The following is a 17512-nucleotide window of genomic DNA, read 5'->3' as shown; positions in this document are numbered from 1 at the left end:
CGTCATTACAGGGAAGGTAAATACATGACGACGATTCTGGTGGTCGATGATGAGTTTTTAATCGCTGAAATTCTCTCGTTCGCGCTTGAGGATGCCGGGTTCCAGGTCAAAACGGCCAGCAATGGCCAAAAGGCGCTGGATGCCTTGCTGCGCGAGCAGCCTGCGCTGGTCATCACGGATTTCATGATGCCCTTGATGAATGGCATGGAGTTGGCCCAGGCCATTCACGACCATCCCGATCTCAAGGCGATACCCATCATCCTGACCACCGGTGCGCAGGCGCATATCGCTCAGCAGAACCAGCATCTGTTCAATGCCATCTTCGAAAAGCCTTTCGACGTCTTCAAAGTCATCGACACGGTCAAAGCACTTACCGACACGGTATAAGCCCGCGCGCTAGCTCATGCCTGTTCTTTAGCATGTTTACGCTCATAGCGATCCAGCAAGGGCTGGGTAGTGACTCCGTGCAGCAGGATGCTGATAGTCACGACGGTTAAAGTGATGTCGATACTATCCTTGAGTGAGCCTTCCGTAAGGCCGTGGTTCAGGGCATAACTCAGGTAGTACAGGCTGCCGATCCCTCGTATGCCGAACCAGCCGATCAGTGTGCGCTGGGCAGGGGTCGCCCAACGTCGACCCATCAGCAAGTACACACTTAAAGGGCGAATCACGCAGAACAATATCAGCGCCAGCCCTGCCGCGCGCCAATCCCAGTGGGGGTAGAGCAATACGCCCAGCAGCGTGACCAGCAACACTTCCAGGGAGCGTTCCAGCAGGTTGCCAAAGGCTAGCATGTCACCCATCAGCACACCGGCTGCCACGGTGGGGCTGCTCAGTTTGTCCTGGTCGAGCCGGCCGGCCTGTACGACCGATCCAGTCATGTGGCCCAGTACCGGCTGGGTCTGTTCTTCGGCTGGAATCTTGGCGTGGCCGGAGGATGAGACCTCCACTCGACGCAACCCCACGCCCGCTGCAAACACCGCAAGAAAGCCCCAGGCGCTGACCAGATCGGCCAGTACATAGGCCAAACCTATCAGGGCCAGTGCAAGAAAGTCATTGGGAGAGATAACGCTATCGCGGTGCTTGATCCGCAGGTAAATGGAGAACCGTCCCATCAACCGCCCCAGGGTGTAGCCGATCAGAAGGCCTGCAGGCACGGCCCAGAGCAGGCGATGCAGAACCCATTCACCCAGCCAGTCGGCTTGTACGCTATCGTGGTGCATGACCAGCAGGGCCAGGACAACAAACGGAAAGGCCGTGCCGTCGTTGAGGCCTGCCTCACCGGACAGCGAGTAGCGCACCCGGTCGAAGTCCCGGGCATGAACGACCTGGACGAGCCCGGCCAAAACAGGATCGGTAGGGGCCAGTGCCGCGCCGATGAGAAGGGAGGTGCCCCAGTTGAGACCAAACAGGTAGTGGCAGACCAGGGTACTGCCGGTAATACAGCACAGCATGATCGGTCCGGCCAGCATGTAGGCACCGCGCCAGGCCGGGTCTGTCAGGGGTAATCGCAGTTTGAGTCCGGTCACGAACAGGGAGATCAGAACGGCAACTTCCGTTAGATGCTCCATCCAGGGCGCCACGTCCTGAAAGCTTTCCTGCCAGAGGCCCAGCCCCAGCGGGCCAATAGCAATGCCAAATGCCAAGCAAACGACGGATGTAGTGACAGGAAGCCAGCGAAGGTAGGCCGATGCCAGGGCCAGAACCAGCAGTAACGTACTGAGTACGCCTGCCCATTGAATGAAAGTCATGCGCTCATGGATACCTGATACTGAAACGTTATGGTTCGAGACATGACAGGGCGTACTGGTTCAGGTTATCGGATCAAAACGCTATCAATGACATACTGTGGCCTGACGAAACCATGAGCAGAAACGGCTGCTTATCTGTCAGACTGTGAAATAGTCCCGCTTTAGCCTGACCATTGCCATGTTGCCAGCAGCCGATCCTTCCTACGAAACCGAACGCTTGCGCGTCCTGAATGCGCTTGAGCTGATGGATTCGCCTGCCGAGCCTTTTTTCGAACGGATTACCCGGCTGGCGGTACGTACACTGGGTATGCCCATCGCCTATATCTCGCTGGTGGATGACAAGCGGCAATGGTTCAAGTCCCAGATTGGCCTGGATCTCGTGGAAACCAGTCGGGAGTCCTCTTTCTGCGCTCATACGGTATTGGCGCAGCAGGCTATCTTTATCGAAGACACAACGCAGGATGAGCGGTTTAAAAACCATCATCTCGTCAAGGGTAGCAAGCATATTCGCTTTTATGCCGGGATCCCCATCACGAGTATCGAAGGACTGGCGCTCGGTGCACTGTGTGTCATGGACACAACACCACGCAGGCTGGAGGCAGAAGAGCTTGAGGTGCTCAACGACCTGGCCGCCCTGGTCTGTCATGAGGTTCAGCTGCGCGAAACAACCCTGCTGGCCCGCCGTCACGTCAAACGGTCGAAAGCGGTGTTCGAGACACGTGAGGCGCGGTTTCGCGCCATTTTCGAACGGGCTGCGGTAGGAATTTCCCTGGTAGGCACAAATGATCATTGGATCGATATCAATGATGCACTCTGTCGAATGTTGGGTTACAGCCGCGATGAAATTAAGAAACTGACGTTCTGGGAACTCATTCATCCAGACGATCTAGCCGAGTTCAAGCAGCTGGCTGAGGGGTTGATTAGCGGAAAGGTAGATGCCATCGACCTGGAACGGCGCGCACTCAACAAGCAGGGCGATTCGATATGGGTTCGTTTGAATGTCAGCCGGCTGGAAGATCAAAACGGTAATGCCAGCAGTATTGTGACGATCGTTACCGATATTCATGCGCGTAAGGAAGCCGAAGAGGCACTGGCGGCCCTGAGGGAGGATCTGGAGCAGCGCGTAGTGCTTCGAACCTATGAGCTTCAACGTGCCAATGAGCAGTTATCTCAGGCGATGGCGCACCAGCTACAATCCGAGCAGGCGCTTCGTCGCCGGGAGGCGGAACTTAGTAGCGTGATCGAGCATGCTAATGATGCTTATGTCCGCGTTAATGAGCTCGGCATTATCACAGCCTGGAACCGTCAGGCCGTCGAAACGTTTGGCTGGACAGTAGAAGAAGCCCTGGGCCAGCCAGTAAGCGAGCTGATTATTCCTCCTTCGATGCGTGAGGCGCATCTGGCAGGAATGGCGCGTTACTTGGCGACTCGGGAAGCGAAAGTCCTCAATCAACGCTTGGAGTTGCCTGCGATACGGCGAGATGGGTCCGATGTTCCAATAGAGATACGCCTTCGAGCACTGAATGTGGAGGGACAATCCTTTTTTAGTGCCTTTTTGCACGATATCTCTGAGCGCAAGGCTGCCGAAGCGAGGCGTGAGCACGAGGCGCGTCATGATGCGCTAACGGGGTTGCTGAACCGGCGCGCACTGCTGGAGGTCCTGCCCAAGGCCATTGCACGGGCTGAGCGTACTCGGGCGACGCTGGCACTACTGTTTCTTGATCTCGATGGTTTCAAGGCTGTCAATGATGCTCAAGGCCATAATGCCGGCGATGCGTTGCTTATTGAAATCGCGAAACGGCTGCAAGGTAGTATCCGCAAGTCCGATGAGGCTATCCGCCTGGGCGGCGATGAGTTTACGGTCATTCTGGAAGGGTTGGTCGACGGAGTGAACGATGCATGTCGATTAGCGGGGCAACTGCTCGAGAAAATCCAGAAGCCGATCTGGTTGGAAAGCTATGAAGCCAAGGTAAGTGCCAGCATAGGCATCACGCTCTACATACCGGGCTCGGCCCGTACGGCAGATGATCTTATCAATACTGCCGACACCGCGATGTACGAGGCGAAGCGGGCCGGGAAGGCCCGGTATCACTTGATGTAAGTCTGCTATACGACGGTTTTTCGTTCGGTTTCTTCGTCCAGCTGCTCACGGATTGCAGCCAGTAGTGGGTGTGCGGAGGTGTATTGGCGGCCGTAGTTCAGGTTGAAGCCATAATCGAAATCTGGCGGATTCAAGCCCTGGTTGTGCTGGAGAATGGTCTCGAGCTTATCCAGGCCCTTGGCAAGCTTGGCCTCTGGAGAGGAGCCGTTCTCGTACTCGTCCCACAACGCCAGAAAACGTTCCTGACGTTCCGCGGAGAGCGAGGCCAGCAGGGTTTGCAAGTCCTGGCGCTCCTGCCCGGACTTGCTCAGGCCCGGTCGCTGCAGCACCGCCGGAATATCACCGCTGATGGCTTCGCCCAGGTCATGGATAAGGCAGATTTTCAGCAGCTTGGCAAAGTCGATGCCCTGAAGTTCGTCTTCGTACACCATGGCCATGAGGCATAGCCGCCAGGTGTGTTCCGCGGTGCTCTCCTGCTTTCCCGAGCGGGTATAGGCGGTGCGAAGGGTATCCTTCAGCATCTCGGCATCCTTGAGAAAGCGGAGTGTTCCCATTAATTCGCTTAGTGTCATGCAGGCCACTCCTGTCAAGGTGAATCAATACAACGAATCGAGTGCGCAGGGCCTGAATATGCAGGCGCGGCGCGGAACGCTCGATAGATGATGGCTTGGACAGCACAAAGGCGAAAAGGTGAGAGAAGATTGGGTCTTCCCGCATTAAAGCCTGACGCAAGAGACAGCAGGGCATTGCCACCGGGGCGATACCCTGCAAAACCCGCCTTATAAATACAGCTTCAGGTGCGCCAGGACCTGACTTTTCGATATATAGCCCAAAAGCCTGGGGCAAGCCTGGCTTTCTACCACCGGCAGGCGTTCGCCAGGATGGTTCAGGAAGGCTTCCAGGGCAACCGTAAGGTTATCGTAAGGGTGCAGCAGGGGAAGCGTATGACCCGGCAGGTCCCTGGCGAGCAGGTTGGCATCCAGTGTTCCAGCCGCCTGGGCTCTGTTGAGGTCTCGCAGCGCGACGATCTTGACCAGTAGGCCATTTTCGTCGATTACGTACACAAACTTGACGATCTGCTCGCGGAACGTTTGCAGCACTTCTTCCAGCGTGGCTGATGCTGGTACGGTTTGCGCGCCCTCGTTAAGAATGGCTTTAACCTTAAGGTTGCGCGTCTGGTTACGGGCTTTCCAGAGTTCGTTGTTTTTGGCAGTCACGGCGTACATGGAGCGGGGCGAGAATGCGCCACTGATGTAGTAGCCAGCCACCACGCACAGCAGCAACGGCAGCACGATGTCATAGCTCAACGTCATCTCGAATACCATGAGGATTGCCATGAGCGGCGCCCGGCTGGTGGCAGCGAGAAACGCGCCCATGCCGACCACGACATAGGTAAAGGTTGGCGCATGCAGGGTAGGGGCGAGATGCTCGACCAGGCTGGCAAACAGCACACCGATGGCGGCGCCGACAAACAGGGTCGGCGTGAAGATGCCGCCTACCGTTCCCGTACCGGCTGAGGCGGTTGTCGCCAGGACCTTGAAGACCAGCAGAGCCGCCACGGCTGTCCAGGGCCATGGGTGGTTGATGAAGTCATTGATGACGCTATAGCCGTTACCCCAGGTCTGTGGATAGAAGATCGAAATCAGGCCGACCACGAGCCCGCCGCACCCCAGCTTGATGGGCAGCGGCAGGGGAATTTGGTCGATTCGCTTGCGCGAGTGTTCCAGCAGCCAGAGAAAGAGCGGGGCCAGCGCGCCGAGCAGAATACCCAGCAGGATGAACATCAGGTCTTGCGACAGGCTTAGGGGCTCGAACAGCGGTACGCTGTAGATCGAGTGATACCCCGGCAGTGAGCGCATGGTGAGGTTGGCTACCACGGACGCCATGATCAGCGGAGGCATGCGCTCCGCTACGATGGAGCCTAATACGATCTCCGCCACGAAGAAGGCGCCGGCAATCGGAGCGTTGTACACGGAGGTGATCCCGGCTGCGGCCCCGCATGCGACCAGGGTCCGCATCTGCTCCGGTGAGATCGTGCGAAAGCGACCCACCAAAGAGGCGCAGAGGGCGGCCAGCTGCACCATGGGGCCTTCTTGTCCGATAGAGGAGCCGGTGGCAATCGAGCACAGCGAAGACGAGCTGCGTGCCAGGGTCTGCCGAACCGGGATACGGCCATCGCCCAAGGTGATGGCTTCCATGTAGTCCGAATGCGCCGTGGCCTTGGTATAGCGTCGACTGAGCAGGAGCAGGAGGCCCGCCACGATCCCACCCAGCGTAGGCACGATCAGGCGCATGTACCATTCGCTGGACTGGGCCAGCTCGACCACGTCGGCCGTTTTGCCGAAGGCCGCGAGATGGATGAGGTCAATCGCATGGCGAAAGCCCAGCGTGACCAGCGCCCCGACGATCCCGATCGGGATGGCCCAGAGCAGGGTACTCAGGTTTTCAGCATCGCCGAGTCGTTCGCTCAGGTGCTGCCAGGTTTGACGAAAGGACGATACCAGCCGGGTGATGACCCTCATAAACAATCCGAAGCCACAAGAAATGCTGTTCGGATCATGGACCATGCCTCGCTCAAGGGCTATCCCCCTGTGATGGCAAAAGCGTCCTGATTGATGCTGGCTGCGACAGGAAAGGCCCCTTGCGGGGCCTTTGGAGGAAGGATTATTCGTGGGTAATGCGGGAGTGGTCGCGGGTGTCCTTCATGAACAGGTAGACCAGAAGTGAGCAGGCGATACAGCCGGTAACGTACCAGTAATAGCCGGTCTCCATGCCGATGCTCTTGAACCACAGCGCTACATATTCCGCGGTGCCACCAAAGATCGATACGGTCAGCGCATAGGGCAGGCCCACACCCAGGGCACGGATTTCAGTGGGGAACAGCTCGGCTTTCACCACCGCATTGATCGAGGTGTAGCCGCTGACGATGACCAGTGCCGCCATGATCAGGAAGAACGCGCCCCACATGGACTGAATCGTGTGCAGCGCAGACAGGATCGGAACGGTGAATATCGTGCCCAGTACCCCGAAGGCGATCAGGATGGGGCGACGGCCGATCTTATCGGACAACGCGCCTACTACGGGTTGCAGCAGCATGAAGAGAAACAGCGTGGCCGCCGAAATCATGGTCGAGTCGGACTTGCTCATGCCTACGGTGTTTACCAGATACTTCTGCATGTAGGTGGTGTAGGTGTAGAACGCCAGGGTGCCGCCCATGGTCAGGCCTACTACGGTCAGCAGCTCCTTGGGGTGGCGCATCAGCGTACGCATCAGGCTTTCCTGGACGACGCTTTCATCCTTTTTCTTGAAGGAGGCGGTTTCTTCCATTCCACGGCGCAGGTATAGCGCGGTGACAGCGCAGGCCGCACCGATCAGGAACGGAATGCGCCAGCCCCAGCTTTCCAGCTGCTCGTTGGTCAATGTCAGTTGCAGGATGATCAATACCGCCAGGGCGATGAGCTGGCCGGAGATCAGTGTGACGTACTGGAAGCTGGAGAAAAAGCCACGGCGTTCCTTGGTCGCCATCTCACTGAGGTACGTGGCAGAGGTGCCGTATTCGCCCCCCACGGAAAGCCCCTGTAAGAGGCGGGCCAGCACCAGCAGGACGGGAGCGGCTACCCCGATGGTGGCATAGCTGGGCGTTAGTGCGATGATCAACGAGCCGCCGCACATCATGACGACCGACAGCATCAGCGCAGCCTTACGCCCTTTTTTATCGGCATAAACGCCCATCAGCCAACCGCCGATAGGACGCATCAGAAAACCTACGGCAAAGATGGCGGCCGTGTTCAGCAGCTGAGCGGTGAGGTCGCCTTGCGGAAAGAAGGCCTTGGCGAAATAAAGCGAGAAGGCGGCATAGACGTACCAGTCGTACCACTCGACCAGGTTGCCAACGGAGCCACTGAAGATGGATCTGATGCGCTGTGACGTGGTCTTGGGCGTTACGCCCGCGGCCAGGGTGGCGGTGCTTTCCATTCGGAATCCTCTCTTATCATTGTTGTATGCCGCTGCGTGAACGCACGGCTTGTCATCCTGACTGCACGAGGCGTGCCATCAGGGTGCTAGCCGTATCCAGCGGGTTGTAGAGGAGGACGTAAGCGGAATCTTGCCGAAGGCCTTTAAACCATAAGCGGATTTCCGCCTATGATCGCCGCCGGTTACGCCTGGGTCAGCCGTCGGTTTCCAGAAAGACTTCCCGCATCAGCCCATGGCGCTGCATTTTTTCATTGAGGGTACGACGTGGAAGCTTGAGCTCTTCCAGTACTGCTTTTATGTCGCCTTTATGCCGGGCCAGCGCATTACGCAGGCATTGCGCCTCGAAGGCTTCCATTTGCTCATAGAGGGAAAGGTCCGCCGTTGATTGCGGAGCGCCACTATCCAGGCCCAGCACATGCCGCTCGGCCGCGTTGGCCAGCTCCCGGACATTGCCCGGCCAGTCATGGGCCAGAAGGCGCGCCAACTGGTTACCGCTGGGCGTGCCGGGTTCGCGGCCCAGGCGTTTGGCAGCCTGCTGGAGAAAATGCTCGAACAGAAGGGGGATGTCCTCACGGCGCTCGCGCAGCGGTGGCAGGTAAAGCTCCGCTACGTTGAGACGGTAGGCAAGGTCCTCTCTGAACCGGCCGGCACGGGCCTCTTCCAGCAGATCAGGCTTGGTGGCGGCAATGATGCGCAGGTCCACAGGAATGCTCTGATTGGAGCCGAGCCGCTCCAGCTGCTGCTCCTGCAAGACCCGCAGCAGCTTGGCCTGCTGGGCGAGAGGCATACTTTCGATCTCGTCGAGAAACAGGCTGCCGCCGTTAGCATGTTCCAGTTTGCCGATCCGCTTGCCGGTTGCCCCGGTAAAGGCGCCACTCTCATGCCCGAACAGCTCGGCCTCGAACAGCGTATCGGGTATGGCGGCACAGTTGAGCGCCACAAAGGGCTTGGCGCTACGGGTGCTGAAGTCATGCAGGCAACGGGCGACCAGCTCCTTGCCGCTACCCGTTTCACCTCGCAGAAGGATATTGACGGGCGTATTGGCCAGTTCAAGCACCTGTCTGCGCAGCGTTTCCATGGGGCGTGAATAGCCGATCAGCCGTGCAGCCAGCTGGGCTTTCTGATCCGAGTGATCGTGCAGGCGCCGGTTCTCCAGCACTAGACGGCGTTTTTCCTGGGCGCGCTTGAGGCTGCCGAGCAGGGCCTCGGGGCTGAAAGGCTTTTCCAGGAAATCATAGGCACCTTGGCGCATCGCTTCGACGGCCATGGTCACATCGCCGTGGCCGGTCAGCAGGATGACCGGCAGGTCCTTGTCCAGGGTCTGAAGCTGCTCGAGCAGGGAGAGCCCGTCCAGGCCGGGCATGCGGACATCGCTGATGATCACACCGGCGAAGTCGGGCGTCAGCTGCGCCAGGCAGGCCTCGGCGCTGGCATACAACGCGACCTCGAACCCCGAGAGTTGCAGCCATTGCTGGATGGCTTCCCGGATAGTGGATTCATCATCGATGACGATTACGCGGTCCGTCATGTCGGGTCCTCTTCGATCACCATGGGCAGGGTCAACATAAAACGCGCGCCCTGGGCCGTATTGTCAACCGTCAGCTCGCCGCCCAGTTCGTGGACGATAGCGTACGACACGGCCAGGCCAAGGCCCAATCCTTCACCGACCGGCTTGGTGGTGAAGAACGGATCGAAAACCTGGCTCAGATGTTCTTCTGCAATCCCGCCGCCGGAATCCGTGACGGACAGCAGCCAACGGCCTCGCTCGGGTGTCAGGGCAATATCCAGCTGGCGAATCGATTTATCCGCCATGGCATCCAGTGCATTGCGCAGAAGATTGACGAGCACCTGCTCAAGACGGATGGCATCACCCCGCACCTTGGCGGGCCGGCTCATGCGCAGGCTGACGTCGACCCGCTCGTTCTGGACCCGTGGCGCCAATAGCTCGAAGGATTTGTCTACTACGCAGGCCAGATCCAGCGGTTCGCGAAGACCGGCAGGCGTCTTGCGGGCATAGGTTTTCAGATGACCGGTCAACGCAGCCATGCGACCCAGGAGTTCATCGATACGAATAAGGCTCTGGCGAGCCTCATCGTGACGCTGCTGGTCGAGCAGTAGGCGAACGCTGGCCAGCTGCATGCGCTGGGCTGTGAGCGGCTGGTTCAGCTCATGGGCGAGGGCGGCGGACATCTGCCCGAGCGCGGCCAGTTTGGCGGCCTGGATCAAACCGTCCTGGGCGGTTCGCAGATCGGCAGTACGGGCCTCGACCAGACGCTCCAGCTCATCACGGCTGCGCTGGCGCTCACGGGCCAGACGCCGTCGCTGCTGAAGAAAGAGCAGGGCGAAGACCAGGGCAAACCAGGCACCGGCGGCCGCAAGGCCCGTGGTTTGGGCCGTGGCAGGAAGACGAGAGCGGTCACGCAGCAGGTGCAGCGTCCAGCCTTCTTCGGTGAGGGGCAGTGAGGTCCAGAGAAAATCCTGCACGCCCAGGGGGCCGTGGACCCGGGTGAGGCGCTGATTCTGCGCCAGGGTGTTCATGGGCTGATAAGTGAGCGGCAACAAGGGCTGACGGTTGTACTGCCGGGTCTCCTCAAGTTCGGCATGGTCATCGGGCCTTAGCGACTCGAGGATGCGGTAGCGCCACCCCGACTGGTTGGCGATAAACACGATTCCACGCGCATCGCTTACCAGGATGATATCCGGCTGCTGGCTCCAGGAGTGTTCAAGCTCTGGAAATTCCAGCTTGACCACAATGGCCCCAAGAAAGGTGCCGTCATCGGCCGTCACCGCCTGGGAGAGAAAGTAGCCGGGTATGCCTGTGGTGACGCCTACTGCATAGAAACGACCTGCTCCCCGGGTGCGCGTTTGTAGAAAATAGGGTCGAAACCCGTAGTTATGCCCTACATAACTGGTGGGCAGGCGCCAGTTGCTGGCAGCCACGGCAAGGCCCGTGCGGTCGAGCAGTTCTAACGTGGATGAGCCAGCTGCCCGGTTGAGCTGTTCGAGCTTAAGGTTGAGCCGATGCTGGGCTTCGGTACTCAGGGGCCCGGCCAGACTCTGGCTCATCTCGGGATCAAGTGCCAGAACGGCGGGTAAGGAGCGGTAGCGGTCGATCAGGGTTTGCAGGTTGCGGGCATAAAGGTGCAGCTGCTCTTCGCTCAGGGCACCGGCTTCGCGCAGGGCATAGCGCTCAGCCTGAAGTGTGGCGGCATAGGCCACCAGCACGGCACCGACCACGATGACAAGCGAGGCAACGAACAGACGCGAGGAACGGGACAGGCGCATGGCAGACTTCGCGATCAGCGGAGCACGGATCATACTGCGTTCGGCCGGGACTGACAGCCCGGTTACCGAAATGCACTTGAACGGCTTTCCGGTGACTGGGCTGTTTCAGAGGTCTACGCCGGCATCAATGGTGGTAATCGCTCGGGCTGACAAAGACCAGGGTGGAAAACATCCCGCGCACGCGGCCGTTGGGGTCGTCCTGCTTGACCTCCGTGTTGGCGCCGATCACGTTACGACCATGATGGCGCACCGTAATCTGTGCCCGGCCCTGGGCATCGGTCGTGACGCTGACGTGATCAGGGTCGTTGATCACATCGTCGTACAGCTTGATACCGGGGGCGGGCTTGCCGTCGAGCAGGACTTGCACTTCCAGCGTCTCACCCGGCTCTACGGCCAGTGGATCACGCTGAGGAATAATGGCGAATTTAAGTGCGTCCAGAGAGGGCAGCTTGGCGCCTTTTTCCATAACCGCGAGGCTGTACTTGTAATAGCGTCCTGAGGCAAGGGCGCCCGATACCTCAGTTGCCCCCTTGTTCACCCACTTCTTGTCCTGGCCTTGTGCCCAATAGCCATTGTCCAGAGCAACCGCCAGCACCGCTGGTGTAGCGGCCGGTTTCAGACGCGCATGGTCGCTCTGCTTTTCAACCGTGATCGGTACGGGCTTGCCGGAGGTGTCGTACGCCCAGGCACCGGAAATCCGGGCAGGGTCATAGGCGTCCTCTTCGGCGCCTTCGCCAAAGACCACTTCGATCTGGCCGCGGCGCTCCTCCGGCCAGAGCGCATGGGCAAACAGCGAGCCGCTGAAAACGGACAACGCAAGGGTGGCGGCCACCAGGGTGTGCTTGGTATTCATGTCGAGGTTCCTGTAGCGAGCGTGACGGGATACAGCGTTTCGATAAAAGCGAAGCGTGTGCAGGCGATAAGTCCGGCACACGCCGCGTTCGGCTTACAAGGTGATGGAAACCCCGGCCTGCAGGGTGCGTGGCGCTCCGGGGTAGGCCCAGATCGAACCCCAGGCACGCTCGTCGTATTCCTCGTTAAAAACGTTGTCGAGGTTGAGGTTCAGGCGAATACGGTCAGTTAGCGGGTAATAGGCAAGCAGGTCGACCACGGTATAGGACGACATATCGAACGCCGTGGACGACGTGCTGCCCTTGCGGTCGCTTACGTATTTGAGGCCAACGCCCACGCCCAGCCCGCTCAACAAACCCGAATCGAATTCATAGGTATTGAGCAGATTCACGCTGTGCTTGGGAACGTTTGCCAGACGGCTGCCGGTGGGCATGGTGGACGTCGTGCTCTTGGTCACTTCGGCATCGACATAGGCATAACCGCCAATAACGCGCCATTGCGGCGTGATATTGCCAGCCAGGCTGAGATCGAAGCCACGGCTGCGCACTTCGCCTGCCGCAATCTGGTAATTGCTGTCGAGCGGGTCCGATGTGAGGACGTTTTCCTTGGTGATATGGAACAGGGCTGCCGTAATACTCAGGTCATGCTCCGGCACGTCGTACTTGATGCCGGTCTCGTAGGCGATGCCTTTTTCCGGGTCGAAGGCCTGGCTGCTGCGATCGGCGCCCCGGTTGGGCTTGAACGAGCGAGCCGTGTTGGCATACACGGCCAGCGAGTCGGTCAGGTCATACACCAAGCCGAAGCGAGGCGAGACGGCGTTATGTGCCTGCTCCCAGCTGCCTGATGTGGACAGGTAGTTCGTGTACTGCTGCTCGAAGCGCTCCAGCCGCGCACCAACCTGGGCCTTGAGCCGGTCGGTAAGTTCGACCTGATCCTGCAGGTACAGCGCGTAAGACTTCAGGTTCTCGTCATCATGGGTGGTCGTACGGGTCAGGGCAGGCAGCGGCTGGCCATACACCGGCGCATAGAGGTCGAGCGGGAAGGCACTGACGCTGCCGCTGGAGCGGCGGATAAAGGATGTGTAATTGAAATCGTCGTACTCGACACCAGCCAGCAGGGTGTGAGCAAAACCCGCCGTCTTGAAGTGGCCTTCAGCGTTGGTCTGGAAGGCTATATCGTCCCATTCCAGGGTGCGCTCGCTATAGTTCCGGCCAATGGTGCGGCCATCGGCTGCCAGTCCATTGTTCTCTACGGCGCCGCCGTCCAGGCTACCGTCGAGATACTGCACGCCGCCACGAATGGCCCAGTCGTCATTGAGCTGGTGTTCCAGACGCAGCTGGGTGGTGGCGTTTTCATTACGAAGTTTGCCAGCGTCCTCCTCGCCCAGGAAACGATCGCGTGGAAGCTGACCGGCCTGGGTGGCATAACGGGTAACGCCCCGATCCATAGGATGGCGGTTGTGCAGATAGTCGCCCTCAAGGATCACGGAGGTACGGTCGCTCAGCTGCCAGCGCAGCACGGGTGCTACGTTGTACCGTTCGCTTTCCACATGGTCACGAAAGCTGTCGCTGCCTTCAGCCACCAGGTTCAGGCGATAGGTAAATTCGGCGTTTTCATCCAGTGCGCCGGTGGTGTCCAGCGTGCCGCGGCGCAGCCCCTGGGTGTTGAATTGGCTGCCCAGAACGGTTTTCCGATCGGCCTGGGGCTGCTTGCTGACAATATTGAACGTGCCGCCCGGGTCGCCTCGGCCATACAGCATGGATGCAGGGCCACGAAGTACCTCCAGGCGCTCAATCGTGCTGGCATCCGGCATATTGGGATAGCCACGGTTGACGGCAAAGCCGTTGCGGTAGAACTCCTGGGTACTAAAGCCCCGCACCAGGAACTCAGTCAGACCCTGTCCGCCAAAGTTGTTGCCTCGTTCTACGCCCCCCGCGTAGTCCAGGGCATCTTCAAGCCGGGTAGCACCAATATCTTCTACGACCTGACGCGGCACTACGCTAATGGACTGCGGCGTCTCGTGGATGGCCGTATCGGTACGGGTGGCACTGGCCGAACGGGTTGCCCGATAACCCTCAACGGGGCCTTGAGCGCTTTCGGTCACGTTGGCTGTGATTTCCATCTGCGATAACGAGGCTGGCTCGGAGTCGGATGGGGTTTCCTGGGCATAGCAGGTGAAGGCGTGCAGAGAGAGCACGGGGACGATAAGACGCCGCATTTCTTCTTCTTTTCCTTGGTAAGAACCGCCAGACGCGGAGATAGGATGCGGATGCTATATATTATGATAATCGTTATCAATAACGAGTTGATAGCAACTTGATTGCGTCGTCTGGAGTGCGATGAGCACGGAGCGCGCTGTCCTAACGCCTCAGGTGTTCAGGCGGAAGAGAGACGGCTAGTCGAAGGAGAACCGCTTGGGCCTTACAGGTTTGTCTGGAAAGCGGGTTCCAGACTTGGGCGGGTGCGCTTTGCGCAGCGGTTCGAGCAGCGGTGACAGACCGTTGTGGTCGATCTCCTGCATCAGCTGGATCAGGCGGCCGATTTCGCCCTTGGGAAATCCTTCGCGGGCGAACCAGTTGAGGTAATGGCCGGGTAGATCGGCAATGACGCGACCCTTGTATTTGCCATAGGGCATTTCACGGGTCACCAGCAGTTGCAGATCCTTCGGGTCCATAAAGCCTCACAGGGTAACGGTTGGAATGCCCGGATCTTCACCGGACCCGGACATTCTACCGTATCGAGGCTGACAGGCGAGGTCAGCGCCCCTGAACGGCATGGGCCGCTCGAATCACGCAGCGGGTCAGCTCCGGTGGCGAGAACTTGGTGAGTACGTCGTTGGCACCTGCCTTCTTGGCCCTGTCGCTGTTCATGGAGCTATCCAGTGACGTATGCAGCAGTACATAGAGGTTGCTGAAATCCGGACTCTCGCGCAGGCTCTGGGTAAAGGCGTAGCCGTCCATCTCCGGCATTTCAATGTCAGAGACAACCACGTTGATCTCATCATCTGTGCCTTGTAGCTCTAGAAGCTTTTCAATGGCTTCCTTGCCGCTGCGGGCAACATGGCAGCGGATATTCAATGTCTGCAGGGCATGAAGCGACAGGTTGCGCGCGACTTGGCTGTCATCCACGATCAAGATACGCGTTGCCTCCAGGGCTTCGATGTCTTCTTCGTTCAGGGCCGAAGGCGTCTGCGGTATAGCAGGCGGTGCAATACCGTGGATAACCTTTTCGATATCCAACACCTGAACCAGCGTGCCTTCCACTTGGGTCACGCCGGTGACAAACGCGCGACTACCCGAGCCGAAGGGGGGCGGGATGATGTCGCTCGACCGGCAGTGAATGATCTTGGCAACGTTCTGGACGTGTAGCGCCTGCTTGGTACGGCTGATCTCGGTCACGATCAGGCAGCCACCAGAAGGGTCGGCCAGGGGCTGTTCGCCAATGGCACGGCTCAGGTCAATCACCGATAGCGAGGCGCCTCGCAGGGTCGTGACGCCTTTGACGTGCGGATGCGACTCAGGCATGCGTGTCAGGGGCGGGCACGGAATGATTTCGCTGACCTTGAGCAGGTTGATGGCCATGAGCTTTCCGCTGCGCAGTGAAAACAGTAGCAGCGAGAGGGAGTCATCGGACGGGTTGTGCTTGGGCATGGGTGACCTGTTCAGGAATTCAACTTAGCTGCCAGGACTATCGGCCAATAGACGCGAAGGTTTAGGCGAAAGTTTGCTTCATTCCGTCGCATCCGCCCGATGGGCCACTGGCCGGGCGAGCGTAGCCAGTCATCGGGTCGGGCTTCAGATCCCTGAAAGGGAGTCGATGAATCTAAAGACAGCCCAAAAAAGAGTCCGGGCACCGTCATGTCATGTGAGCTTCAACAAGAATAAACAGGAGCCTGTTGCATGGATGTCTTACGCAAATACCCCGTTCGCGCGCGTCTGTGGTTGATCCTGACTGTCGCGGCGCTGATGCTGCTGGCCTTCGGCGCGCTGACGCTCAGGGCGTCCTATGAGCACCTCTATCAGGGCAAGGCTGAAAAGACGCAGCATGTGGTCGAAACCGCTCTGGGTGTGTTCACACACTTTCAGGCGTTGGAAGCGGGCGGCACGCTCAGCCGTGAGGCGGCGCAGCAAGGCGCCTTGGCTGTGCTTAAAGCGCTTCGCTACGGTCGCAATGACTACTTGTGGGTCAACGATCTGCAACCGCGTATGGTCATGCATCCGATGAACCCCAAGCTCGACGGGCAGGACCTTTCTACCTATAAAGATCCTGACGGCAAAGCGCTGTTCAATGAGATGGTAGTCGTGGCGAAAAACGGCGGTGGGGTTGTGGCCTACCGTTGGCCCAAGCCCGGCGCCAGTGAGCCGGTGCCCAAGGTTTCCTACGTCAAGCAGTTCGAGCCCTGGGGCTGGGTGCTGGGGACAGGCGTCTACCTGGATGATCTGCAGGCCGAGTTTCGCGCACAGGTCTGGCAGACGGCAGGCGTCGGGGCCGTCATTGTATTGCTCATGGGCGTCTTGATCTTTCTCATTCAGCGCAGCATTACCCGACCGCTGACGTCGACCGTCAGGGCAATGGCCAGTATCGCCAGTGGCGAGGCCGACCTGACCCACAGGCTCGACACGTCGGGCCGTGACGAGTTGTCTGAGCTGGGCCGCCATTTCAACCGGTTTTCGGAGCATTTGGGTGAACTCATTCGTCAGCTACTGACGGCCGCTCATTCGCTGGATCGTCATTCGGGCGAGCTGGGTGCCATTGCGGCCCAAAGTCAGCGGCACAGCGACACCCAGACCCAGCAGATGGATATGCTCGCCACGGCTATCAATGAAGTGACGCATGCCATCCAGGATGTGGCCCGCCACGCCGAGCAAGCCTCGGGCGAGGTGCAGAGTGCTGAGCGTCGGGCCGATCAGGGGCAGGTCAGTATCCAGACCAGCCTCCACCAGACCGAAGGGTTGTCAGACACCATTCTTCAGGCCGCCGAGGTCATTGAATCACTGGCGCAGGAGAGTACCCAGATCGGCACCGTACTGGATGTGATCCGCTCCATTGCCGACCAGACCAACCTCCTGGCTCTTAACGCTGCTATCGAGGCAGCACGTGCCGGTGATCAGGGGCGCGGGTTTGCGGTAGTGGCCGATGAGGTCAGGCTTCTGGCGCAGCGTACCCAGAAGTCCACCCAGGAGATCCATGCCATGATCGAGCGGCTGCAGGCCAATTCAGGCGCGGCGGTTCGGGTCATTCAGGAGAGCCGGCAGGCTTCGCAGCACACCATCGAACAGGCCGGTCAGGCCAGCGACAGCCTTGAGCAGATTAACCAGACCCTGCGTAACCTTGCAGCGGTAAACGCCTCGATTGCGAGCGCTACCCTGCAGCAGTCCCATGTGGTGGAGGAGATCAATCAGAGCGTCGTGCAGGTGGCCGGCCTTGCCCAGACCAACGCCACGGCGAGCGTGCAGACGAGTCAGGCCAGTCAGCAGCTGCGTGGCATTGCCGATCAGTTGGGTCATCTGCTCGGCCAGTTCAAGGTGTAATGCCTTCCCTTGCAGGG

General features: G+C 59.2%; 13 protein-coding genes. 3 read left to right on the top strand and 10 right to left on the bottom strand.

What is annotated here, in order from left to right; translation table 11 throughout:
* The first annotated feature begins 24 nt into the window (after positions 1–24).
* Positions 25–387, top strand: a complete 363-nt coding sequence (locus QWJ10_RS13290; RefSeq protein ID WP_074822007.1) for a response regulator — start codon at positions 25–27, stop codon at positions 385–387.
* 14 nt (positions 388–401) lie between these two features.
* Here QWJ10_RS13290 and QWJ10_RS13285 read toward each other — a convergent pair whose 3' ends face one another.
* The gene (locus QWJ10_RS13285; RefSeq protein ID WP_289927000.1) at positions 402–1751 is read right to left on the bottom strand and encodes a cation:proton antiporter; all 1350 of its coding nucleotides are present in this window, start codon (positions 1749–1751) and stop codon (positions 402–404) included.
* Positions 1752–1929: 178 nt separating this feature from the next.
* Between QWJ10_RS13285 and QWJ10_RS13280 the strand changes: the two genes are divergently transcribed.
* Complete coding sequence (locus QWJ10_RS13280) at positions 1930–3852, top strand: PAS domain S-box protein (protein WP_289926998.1); 1923 nt, start codon at positions 1930–1932, stop codon at positions 3850–3852.
* Positions 3853–3857: 5 nt separating this feature from the next.
* On the opposite strand, the gene QWJ10_RS13275 is transcribed toward QWJ10_RS13280, so the two are convergent.
* From QWJ10_RS13275 to QWJ10_RS13235, 9 genes are all read right to left on the bottom strand, one after another.
* On the bottom strand, positions 3858–4424 hold the full coding sequence (locus QWJ10_RS13275; protein ID WP_289926995.1) for an HD domain-containing protein: 567 nt from the start codon (positions 4422–4424) through the stop codon (positions 3858–3860).
* 207 nt (positions 4425–4631) lie between these two features.
* Positions 4632–6374 (bottom strand): ClcB-like voltage-gated chloride channel protein, encoded by a 1743-nt coding sequence (locus QWJ10_RS13270; protein ID WP_289926994.1) that lies wholly within the window; start codon positions 6372–6374, stop codon positions 4632–4634.
* Between the two features lie 142 nt (positions 6375–6516).
* Positions 6517–7827 (bottom strand): MFS transporter, encoded by a 1311-nt coding sequence (locus tag QWJ10_RS13265; RefSeq protein WP_122041594.1) that lies wholly within the window; start codon positions 7825–7827, stop codon positions 6517–6519.
* Positions 7828–8020: 193 nt separating this feature from the next.
* The gene (locus QWJ10_RS13260; protein WP_010795819.1) at positions 8021–9355 is read right to left on the bottom strand and encodes a sigma-54 dependent transcriptional regulator; all 1335 of its coding nucleotides are present in this window, start codon (positions 9353–9355) and stop codon (positions 8021–8023) included.
* Positions 9352–11145 carry an ATP-binding protein gene (locus QWJ10_RS13255; protein WP_289926989.1) on the bottom strand — a complete coding sequence of 598 codons (1794 nt, stop codon included), beginning with the start codon at positions 11143–11145 and terminating at the stop codon, positions 9352–9354. Before QWJ10_RS13255 ends, QWJ10_RS13260 begins: the two co-directional genes overlap by 4 nt.
* A 91-nt stretch (positions 11146–11236) precedes the next feature.
* Entirely contained in the window at positions 11237–11965 is a 729-nt protein-coding gene (locus tag QWJ10_RS13250; RefSeq protein ID WP_289926987.1) for a DUF4198 domain-containing protein, read from the bottom strand.
* A 93-nt stretch (positions 11966–12058) separates the two neighbouring features.
* A complete protein-coding gene (locus QWJ10_RS13245) occupies positions 12059–14182 on the bottom strand; it encodes a TonB-dependent siderophore receptor (protein WP_289926986.1) in 2124 nt (707 codons plus the stop codon).
* 177 nt (positions 14183–14359) lie between these two features.
* Positions 14360–14638 (bottom strand): DUF3820 family protein, encoded by a 279-nt coding sequence (locus tag QWJ10_RS13240; protein WP_010795815.1) that lies wholly within the window; start codon positions 14636–14638, stop codon positions 14360–14362.
* 82 nt (positions 14639–14720) lie between these two features.
* The gene (locus QWJ10_RS13235; protein WP_197872576.1) at positions 14721–15614 is read right to left on the bottom strand and encodes a chemotaxis protein; all 894 of its coding nucleotides are present in this window, start codon (positions 15612–15614) and stop codon (positions 14721–14723) included.
* A 249-nt stretch (positions 15615–15863) separates the two neighbouring features.
* Between QWJ10_RS13235 and QWJ10_RS13230 the strand changes: the two genes are divergently transcribed.
* Entirely contained in the window at positions 15864–17495 is a 1632-nt protein-coding gene (locus QWJ10_RS13230) for a methyl-accepting chemotaxis protein (protein ID WP_289926983.1), read from the top strand.
* The last annotated feature ends 17 nt before the right edge of the window (positions 17496–17512 follow it).

The sequence above is a fragment of the Pseudomonas sp. WAC2 genome, assembly GCF_030403525.1.
Lineage (GTDB): Bacteria > Pseudomonadota > Gammaproteobacteria > Pseudomonadales > Pseudomonadaceae > Chryseomonas > Chryseomonas luteola.
Note: the sequence above shows the minus strand (reverse complement) of the source record. Positions and strands in the feature narration are given on the sequence as shown.